The organism is Aeromonas sp. Prich7-2, from assembly GCF_017939255.1.
GTDB classification, from domain to species: Bacteria; Pseudomonadota; Gammaproteobacteria; order Enterobacterales; family Aeromonadaceae; genus Aeromonas; species Aeromonas caviae.
The window spans coordinates 1-8,279 of the sequence record NZ_JAGKRI010000086.1; the positions used below are offsets into that span (position 1 = coordinate 1).

8 protein-coding genes and 1 riboswitch are annotated in these 8,279 nt (G+C 61.5%); of the genes, 5 read left to right on the plus strand and 3 right to left on the minus strand.

Annotation, left to right across the window (positions count from 1 at the left end; all coding sequences use genetic code 11):
• The first annotated feature begins 505 nt into the window (after positions 1 to 505).
• Positions 506 to 997, plus strand: a complete 492-nt coding sequence (locus J9892_RS14470) for an RNA-binding protein (RefSeq protein ID WP_029313407.1) — start codon at positions 506 to 508, stop codon at positions 995 to 997.
• A gap of 3 nt (positions 998 to 1,000) precedes the next feature.
• Here J9892_RS14470 and murI read toward each other — a convergent pair whose 3' ends face one another.
• From murI to J9892_RS14485, 3 genes are all read right to left on the minus strand, one after another.
• A complete protein-coding gene (gene murI / locus J9892_RS14475) occupies positions 1,001 to 1,789 on the minus strand; it encodes a glutamate racemase (RefSeq protein WP_171865900.1) in 789 nt (262 codons plus the stop codon).
• A gap of 115 nt (positions 1,790 to 1,904) precedes the next feature.
• Positions 1,905 to 3,743, minus strand: coding sequence for a TonB-dependent receptor (locus J9892_RS14480; protein WP_111896993.1), 1,839 nt, complete (start codon positions 3,741 to 3,743; stop codon positions 1,905 to 1,907).
• 51 nt (positions 3,744 to 3,794) lie between these two features.
• Positions 3,795 to 3,973, minus strand: a riboswitch (cobalamin riboswitch).
• A gap of 35 nt (positions 3,974 to 4,008) precedes the next feature.
• Positions 4,009 to 4,911: a LysR family transcriptional regulator gene (locus J9892_RS14485; protein WP_113979230.1), complete on the minus strand. Its 903-nt coding sequence runs from the start codon at positions 4,909 to 4,911 to the stop codon at positions 4,009 to 4,011.
• Positions 4,912 to 5,021: 110 nt separating this feature from the next.
• Here J9892_RS14485 and J9892_RS14490 point away from each other — a divergent pair, with 110 nt between their 5' ends.
• Genes J9892_RS14490 through J9892_RS14505 form a run of 4 tightly spaced genes read left to right on the plus strand, consistent with a single transcriptional unit; the run spans position 5,022 to position 7,945 of the window.
• The gene (locus J9892_RS14490; protein ID WP_113979229.1) at positions 5,022 to 5,948 is read left to right on the plus strand and encodes a sodium-dependent bicarbonate transport family permease; all 927 of its coding nucleotides are present in this window, start codon (positions 5,022 to 5,024) and stop codon (positions 5,946 to 5,948) included.
• 4 nt (positions 5,949 to 5,952) lie between these two features.
• On the plus strand, positions 5,953 to 6,255 hold the full coding sequence (locus J9892_RS14495; protein WP_026456329.1) for a nitrogen regulatory protein P-II: 303 nt from the start codon (positions 5,953 to 5,955) through the stop codon (positions 6,253 to 6,255).
• Positions 6,256 to 6,314: 59 nt separating this feature from the next.
• Positions 6,315 to 6,824: a 5-(carboxyamino)imidazole ribonucleotide mutase gene (gene purE / locus J9892_RS14500; RefSeq protein ID WP_042026785.1), complete on the plus strand. Its 510-nt coding sequence runs from the start codon at positions 6,315 to 6,317 to the stop codon at positions 6,822 to 6,824.
• Positions 6,821 to 7,945, plus strand: coding sequence for a 5-(carboxyamino)imidazole ribonucleotide synthase (locus J9892_RS14505; RefSeq protein WP_210538535.1), 1,125 nt, complete (start codon positions 6,821 to 6,823; stop codon positions 7,943 to 7,945). Before purE ends, J9892_RS14505 begins: the two co-directional genes overlap by 4 nt.
• Positions 7,946 to 8,279: the final 334 nt, after the last annotated feature.

Here is an 8,279-nt window from a genome sequence, read left to right on the forward strand (position 1 = left end):
TGTTTTTGATGCTCGATGCTGTGAGTGCCCACACAGATTGCTTGATTCAAATTGTTAAAGAGCGTCACGCTTATCGCGTTGAGGAGGCGCATCTTACGCTCCTCACTTCGAAAGTCAAGCGGTTGTTTTCGCTTTTCTTTCGGCGCCCACTTCCTAAGGGAAGCTGGCTCATCAGGTTGGCGTGTTCCGCCGTACTGGTAGGGGCGCATTATAGGGAGGCCGGTTACGATGACAAGGGATTTTTTGAAGAAAGTCACGGAAACTTCAAATTATCCAGTTAGAAACAACTTACCCAGTGTATATATACAATGTTATCCACAAGCTGATGATTTCAGCCCTCTTTTATTGGCATTTATCAGGATCTTCCTGGCTGAAGGAATGCCATACTGAAGCGGATAATTTGCCTCAAGTGGTCCATGGTAGCGTCTGGTCGTAAAGCTGGTTACCATGAAGGTGAATAGAGTGTTGCACCTTTTTTGCTTTCATTTACAAAAGGTCTTTAAAGATGAATTTATCCAAGTTTCCCGTTTATGTGCAGGCAGCAGTTCTTGCTCTGGTATTGGCGCTGCTCGGCTATCTGGTTGCCCAGGCCCTGCAGTTCTCTCTGAAAGTCGAAGTCATTTTTGCCGCCGGTCTGGCCATTGGCGGTTTCGTGGTACCGCTCTTCCTTAACCGTGCGCCTGCAACCGCCCTCGAACAGGCAACCAGCCAGGAGACCTGTACCTTATATGTAGGCAACCTGCCCTATCGCGCCAACGAGATTGCGGTGCGCGAACTCTTTGCCGAGCAAGGTCAGGTACTGTCAGTTCGTCTGATGAAGGACAAGGCCACCGGCAAACGCAGGGGCTTCGGGTTTGTGGAGATGCCTGTCGCCGATGCGGCCAAGGCCATCGCCGCGCTCAATGACAAGGAGTATCAGCAGCGCACCCTGAAAGTGCGTGAAGCAAATGACAAGCGGGACCGGGATGAGAAGGACGTCAACGACGTCGACGCCTGATATTCAGTACACCACCTCTTCGAGTGACGACAGCCCCCAAGCTTGCAAGGGGGCTGTCAGTTTCTGGGCCCCTGCATCCAGTCGCGTGCAGTAGGCACGTCCCGTCCCCTCGCCAGGCGCCTGGACCGGCAGTGTCGCCAGCAGATGCGCCACCCGCCTTGCCACGGCAAGACCCGAATCGACCAGTTGGCATTCCGGCATCAGCTGTTTGATCTCTTCGTTGAGCAACGGGAAGTGGGTACATCCCAGCACCAGGGTATCCGGCCTCTCCTCCCCTTCCATCCAGTCTGCGAGCACCTCTCTGAGCAGGGCCATATTGACCGGCAACCCCGCCAGCTTGCGCTCGGCTTCGATAACCAGTTCGGTGGCCCCCTTCAGCAGCACATGCTTGCCCGGGGCGAACTGGGCGATGAGTTCATGGGTATAGTCACGGCTGACGGTGCCGGGCGTTGCCAGCAGACCGATGTAGCCGTTACGGGTCAGGGCGGCGGCAGGCTTGATCGCGGGGACCACGCCGACCACGGGAATGCTGAGTGCGGTACGCAGGGATGGCAGGGCAATGGTGCTGGCGGTATTGCAGGCGATCACCACCAGATCGATGGCGTGCTCGGCCACCATGTGGCTGACCAAGCCGGTGCAGGCAGAAATCAGCTCTGGTTCGCTCAACTCGCCATAGGGGAAGTGGGCGTTGTCGAAGCAGTAGAAATAGTTGTGTGCCGGCAGGGTGCGACGGATCTCCCCATAGACGGTCAAGCCGCCCATACCGGAGTCGAACACGAGAATATTGGCCACCAGAGCTCCCCCTTGGATGCGAGGCGGCGATCATACTCCCGCCAACGGCCAATAGAAAAGGCCCCGTACAAGACGGGGCCTCGCTTTTTCCTCTCTATATAAGTAGAGCAGCGGATCAGAGACGGTAGTCGGCGGTCAGCTTGAACTCGGTGCCCGGTGAGGCATAGCCATAGGCCGGAACATAGTCACGATCGAACAGGTTGTCGATGCGTCCTCCCAGGGTCAGCTGTGGCAGCACTTCGTAGCTGGCCCCCAGATTGACCAGGGTGTAGGAGCCCAGCACCACTCGCTCAGCCGGGAAGCTGCTGAAGTTCTTGTCATCCCGTTTGCCCACGTAGAGCAACTCGGTAGACAGATCGACCGGGCCCAGCTGCGCCTGGGTCAACCAGCTCGCCTTCTGCTTGGCACGGCGCAGCAACTGCTGGTCCCCCTCGTTCTTGTCTTCGGTCTTGGTGTAATCGAAGCTCAGATCGTGATGAAGCGGGCCGGTTTCCAGCCCAAGGGCCACTTCCACACCCCGGATCTCGGCATCCGTGTTACCCGGTTTGCAGGTGGAGAATGCACTCTGGCAGGAGATCAGGTTCTCGATCTCGTTGCGATAGAGGTTCACTGACCAGTCCCAGGCGGTGTAACGGCCGGAGAAGTCCAGCTCCAGGTTCTTGCTCTCTTCCGGCTTCAGATCCGGGTTCTCATAACCTGGGTAATAGAGGTCGAGGAAAGTCGGTGCCTTGAAGGCCGTGCCATAACTCAACCGGATGTTGTGGTTCTCATTAATGTCCAGCCCTGCTGCCGCAGACCAGGTGTTGTTGCGGCCATATTGATCGTTGTCATCGGTACGACCGGACAACTCACCCAGCAGCGCCTGCCAGCGGTAGCTCGCCACGGCGAACAGGCCCGTGTTGTCGCGATCTGGCGCATTGAACGACTGACCATAGCTGCGGGAATCTGACTTCATCTGTTCCTGCTGCCAGTCGGCACCACCGGTCAGAGACAAACCTTCCACACCGCTCCAGTTGTTGATCCAGGAGAAACGGGTCAGACCGGTGTGGATGGGCTCGGCACTGGACTCCCCATTGCTCTCCCACCAGCTCTTCAGCTTGTTCTCGCCGTAGCTGGCTTCCAGCCGGCTGCTCAGGGCGCCGCTCTGATACTTGAGACCGCCATCGTACTGGAAAGCCTGCACCCGGCTCTGATCCGACGACATATAGGGGTCGTCCATCTCGGTCTGGTTGTCATAGCCCTGGGCGTTGAAATCGGCGCTCCAGGCGTCGTTGAACGCGTGGTTCAGCCCGAACTGGCCGTTCAGGCTGTCAAAACCGTCCCTATCCGGCTGCTGGGCACCGGCGACCACGTCGAAGCCATCGGTGCGCTCATAGCCCACCAGCAGGTTCATGTCGGTCTGCTCGTCCAAGGCCTGCACTGTACGCACCTGACCCTGGCCGTAGCCATGGCTGCCCACGCCGCCCTTCAGGTGGGTTTCGCTGCCGTTCTTGGCCGAGGTCTTGGAGATGAGGTTGATAACACCACCAATGGCATTGGCACCATAGACGGCGGCGCGCGGACCGCGGATGTATTCGATGCGCTCGATATTGTCGAGGGGGATCTGGCTCAGATCCGGTGTGCCGGCCACCATGGCGGCAACGGGACGACCATTCATCAGCACCAGGGAGTGGTTGGAGTTGGTGCCACGGATAAACAGACTGCTGACATGACCGCGGCCACCCAGCGTCGTGATCTGTACCCCTGGCAGGGTCTTCAGCAGATCCGGCAGGCTCTGCACCTGGCGAGCCTCGATCTCGGCGCGCTCTATCACCATGACGGGGGCGAGCACGGTGCTGGCAGGTTGTTCCACCCGGTTGGCGGTCACCACCATGGTGGGGTTGACGGGGATGGTCATCTGTTGGGCAAAGGCCGCCGTTGGCAACAGGGCAGCCGCCAATAATGTCTTGGACATGAGAGATCCTTAAGTTCGCGTAAGCATCTACTTCGTGGCCGGTTTCTCTCGGCCCGAAATACGAACTTTGGCAGGTCTTCGGGCTTGGGGGCTGATGGCCTACGGCGACGGCTTCCCACCTGACGGCAGTGCCCTGATGTCGCTTCGTTCCCCCTTACCGCTGCGCGCCAGCTCCGGATTCTCACCGGATTCCCTTTTAAGCATGATGCGCCAAAGCGGGGGGATTATAGGCAGAGCCGTCTTGGATGTATAGCCATCCAGATTTCTATTTTTTATTTTCCAGTGCCGCCAATCGCTGGCTGGCCCCCTCCATCACCGCCTTCACGCCGGGGTGGGAGAGATGACGGCCGGCCGAGACCAGATAGTAGGAGAGGGTGACCTCGGGCAGGGTGGCAATCCGTTCGACACCATAGACGCGGGTTATCTCCTCCCCCATGGCGAGCGGAGCCGGAAAGATCCCCATCCCCGCCTTGCCAAACGACTTCATCAGGGCAGAGTCATCGAACTGGCCGACCAGGTGGGGATGGATACCCTGCTGGTGATACCAGACCAGCAAGCGATCATGAGTCACCGACTTTTCACCCGGGATCAGCACGGGCAACCCCTCCAGCGCGGCGGGAAACCCCTTGCGGGCCTGCGCCGCCAGCGCCGGGCTGGCAAACAGGGCCAGCGGGCTGCGCCCCAGCTCGTGGTTATAGCCGCGGATGCCGCTGTCGGGGGGCAGCGGGCGGTCGGTTAGCACCATGTCCAATTTGTGTCTGGCCAGCTCGCTGAAGAGCTGGTCGGGCCGCTCCTCATGGCAGATCAGCCGAAGCGGGGTCGCCAGTGCCATGGCCGGCGCCAGCAGTTCGAATGCCAGGGTACGGGGGACTGACGCGGTAATCCCCACCTGCATGGTCAGCTCCTGGCTGGCGTGGCGCAAGGAGTGCTCCAGCTCGGCGCCGAGCGAGAAGATGGCCCCGGCCTGTTCGAGCGCCTGGCGACCGGCCGCCGTCAGCACGAGCCGCCTGCCCACCCTGTTGAACAGCGCCACGCCGAGGGATTGCTCCAGCTCGGCCACCTGGCCGCTGATGGTCTGCGGGGTCAGATGAAGTTGCTGCGCCGCCCGCGTCACGCCACCGCTGCGGGCCACATGCCAGAAGTAGTAGAGCTGCTTGTAGTTGAGCATCGGACCCCTTATCAGTTTTTACCGAACAACCATCAATCAAAATCTGATTTTATCGAAGCATCATGCACTCTAGCATGCAACCACCCTGTGGACTGCTCCCGCGAGTCATCATGTTGGATGTTGTTGTTCTCTTTTTCCTGTTTGGCCTGCTGGCCGGTTTGATACGTTCCGAGCTCAAACTACCACCCGCCCTCTACGATACTCTCTCCCTCTTTTTGCTGCTGGCTATCGGCCTCAAGGGCGGCGTCGGGCTGGCCCAGCAATCCCTGCTCCCCCTGCTGCCCCAGCTGGCGCTGGTGATCCTGCTCGGCGTGGTGCAGACCCTGCTCGGTTTTGCCCTGCTGCGCATCAAGATGAACCGGATCGATGCCGCCGCCACCGCCGCCCACTACGGTTCGGTCAGCGTGGCCACCTTCGCGGTCGGGGTGAACTGGCTCACCGAGCGCGGCATCGACTTCGAATCCCAGCTCTCCATCTTCCTGGCAGTGATGGAGATCCCGGCCATCCTGGTCGGCATAGTGCTGGCGCGTGGTGTGAGTCGCCAGACCCGCTGGCGGATGCTGGCCCACGAGACTTTCCTCGGCAAGGGGGTCACCCTGCTGCTCGGCGGCATGGCCATCGGCTACCTGGCCGGACCGGAAGGGGTCGCTCCCCTCAAACCGCTCTTTGTCGACCTGTTCAAGGGAGCGCTGGCCCTGTTCCTGCTGGAAATGGGCCTCATTGTCGCGCGCCAGTGCCAGGACCTGCGCCGTCACGGTCTGTTCCTGCTCGGCTTCGCTCTGCTGATGCCGCTCGCTTCGGCCGGACTGGGATTGGCCGTCGGCAAGCTGATGGGGCTCTCCCTCGGCGGATTGACCCTGCTTGCCATCCTGGCCGCCAGCGCTTCTTATATTGCCGTACCCGCCACCCTGCGCATCGCCCTGCCCCAGGCCAATCCCGGACTGTCGCTGAGCGCCGTGCTGGGGGTCACCTTCCCGTTCAACATCATGCTGGGGATCCCGCTCTACCACAGCTGGGCCCGCCACTTCATGGAGTAGCCATATGCAGACCGAGACCCGCACCCTGTTGACCATAGTGACAGAGGCCACCCTGGAACCCACCCTGCTGCGCACCCTGACCCGAGAAGGGTTGCGCGGCTATACCATCACCGATGCCCGGGGCCGGGGAGACCATGGCGAACGCAACGCCAGCTGGAGTGAAAGCGGCAATATCAGGCTGGAGGCGATCTGCACTCGCGAGCAGGCCGAACGATTGATGGAACATATTAAGATCCGTTACTACCCCGATTACGCTATGATTGCGTTCCTGCAAACGGTCGAAATAGTGCGACCCGAGAAATTCTGAGCCGGCATGCCGGCTTGTTTTGCCAACCAGAGACAAACGTTTGACTGCAAGGAGTAGTAATGAGCACCCCTCCCCTGATCGGCCTGGTAATGGGCTCCGACTCTGACTGGCCCGTGATGCAGGCCGCCGCCCGCATCCTCAAGGAGCACGGCGTGCCCTATGAAGCGCGCGTCGTATCCGCCCATCGCACCCCGGATCTCCTGTTTGAATATGCCGCCAGTGCGCGCGAACGCGGCCTGCGCGCCATCATCGCCGGTGCCGGCGGTGCCGCCCATCTGCCGGGCATGCTGGCCGCCAAGACCACGATTCCGGTGCTGGGCGTGCCGATCCCGACCCGCCAGCTCAAGGGGATGGACTCCCTGCTCTCCATCGTGCAGATGCCCAAGGGCGTACCGGTCGCCACCTTCGCCATCGGCGAGGCGGGTGCCGCCAACGCCGGCCTGTTTGCAGTGTCCCTGCTCTCCGTCGCTCAGGACGGCGACGCTCCCCGTTATCATCAGCAGCTCGACGGCTTCCGCGCCAAGGAGCGCGATCGGGTGCTGGCCCTCACCCTGGAGGAGCCGGCATGATACTGCCTCCCGCTACCCTCGGCATGCTCGGCGGCGGCCAGCTCGGCCGCTATTTCGTGATGTCTGCCCACCGCCTCGGCTATCAGGTCATCGTGCTGGATCCGGATCCCGCCAGCATCGCCGGCGCCGCCGCCGACGATCAGATCATCGCAGCCTATGACGACGCCGATGCCCTGGCCGAACTGGCCCGCCGATGTGATGCCATCACCTGCGAGTTCGAGAACGTGCCCGCCACCTCCCTGGCCCTGCTGGAGCAGCACAAGCCGGTGCGCCCGGCCGCGAGCGCAGTACGTGTCTGTCAGGATCGCCGGGAAGAGAAAGCCTTCCTGACCCGCGCCAGCGTACCGGTCGCCCCGAACCTGACCCTGCTGCCCGGCGAGCCGCTGCCCGCCCTGCCAAGCGACCTCTTCCCCGCCATCCTCAAGACCGCCCGCGAGGGCTACGATGGCAAGGGGCAGTGGACCATTCACCAGGCCAGCGAGCTGCCGGCGGCTCTGGCCGCCAGCGGCGTACCCTGCGTGCTGGAAAAACGCCTGCCACTGGAAGGGGAGTTTGCCCTGACGCTGGCGCGCAGCCCAAGCGGTGCCATCAGCGCCCTGCCCCTGGTGCAGAACTGGCACAGCGGCGGCATCCTGGATCAGACCCGCTCCCCGGCCAACGTGCCCGCCCTGGAGGCCGAGGCCCAGCGCATCGCCGAGCACATCATCGCCGCCCTCGACTACGTGGGCGTGCTGACGGTGGAGTTCTTCCTGGTCGGCGGCCAGCTGCTGGTCAACGAGATGGCGCCCCGCCCCCACAATTCGGGTCATCCCAGCATCGACAACGCCGGCTGCAGCCAGTTTGAGCTGCAGGTACGCGCCCTGTGCGATCTGCCCCTGCCGGCAAAAGCCGAGGTGCAACCCGCCATCCTGCTCAACCTGCTCGGTGATCTGTGGCAAGACGGCACCCCGGACTGGGCCGGTGCCCTGGCCCTGCCCGGGGTGCACCTTCACCTCTATGGCAAGGGCGAAGCCCGCCCCGGCCGCAAGATGGGCCACGTCACCGTCACTGACCGCGACTGGGCGGCGGTCGAGGCCACCGCGCACCAGCTGCGTGCCCTGCTGGGTCTGCCTCCGCGCTGAGTCCACCCCTTGACATGCAAAGACCCGGGCCAAGGCCCGGGTCTAATGAGATGGTCACCCCCACCCTGTGAGCGGTACGCTGACAGGGTGTTTTTCTTTCAGGAGAGGCCATCATGGAAAACGTTGCGCTTATTGGTATTGATCTCGGGAAGGTGCGAATAAGCGGGGAAATTCTTCTCGGCTGACTCAGGGAAGGTGCGAACAAGTCCCTGATATGAGATCATGTTTGTCATCTGGAGCCATGAAAAAGGGTTCATCATGAGTCATCAGCTCACCTTCGCCGACAGTGAATTCAGCAGTAAGCGCCGTCAGACCAGAAAAGAGATTTTCTTGT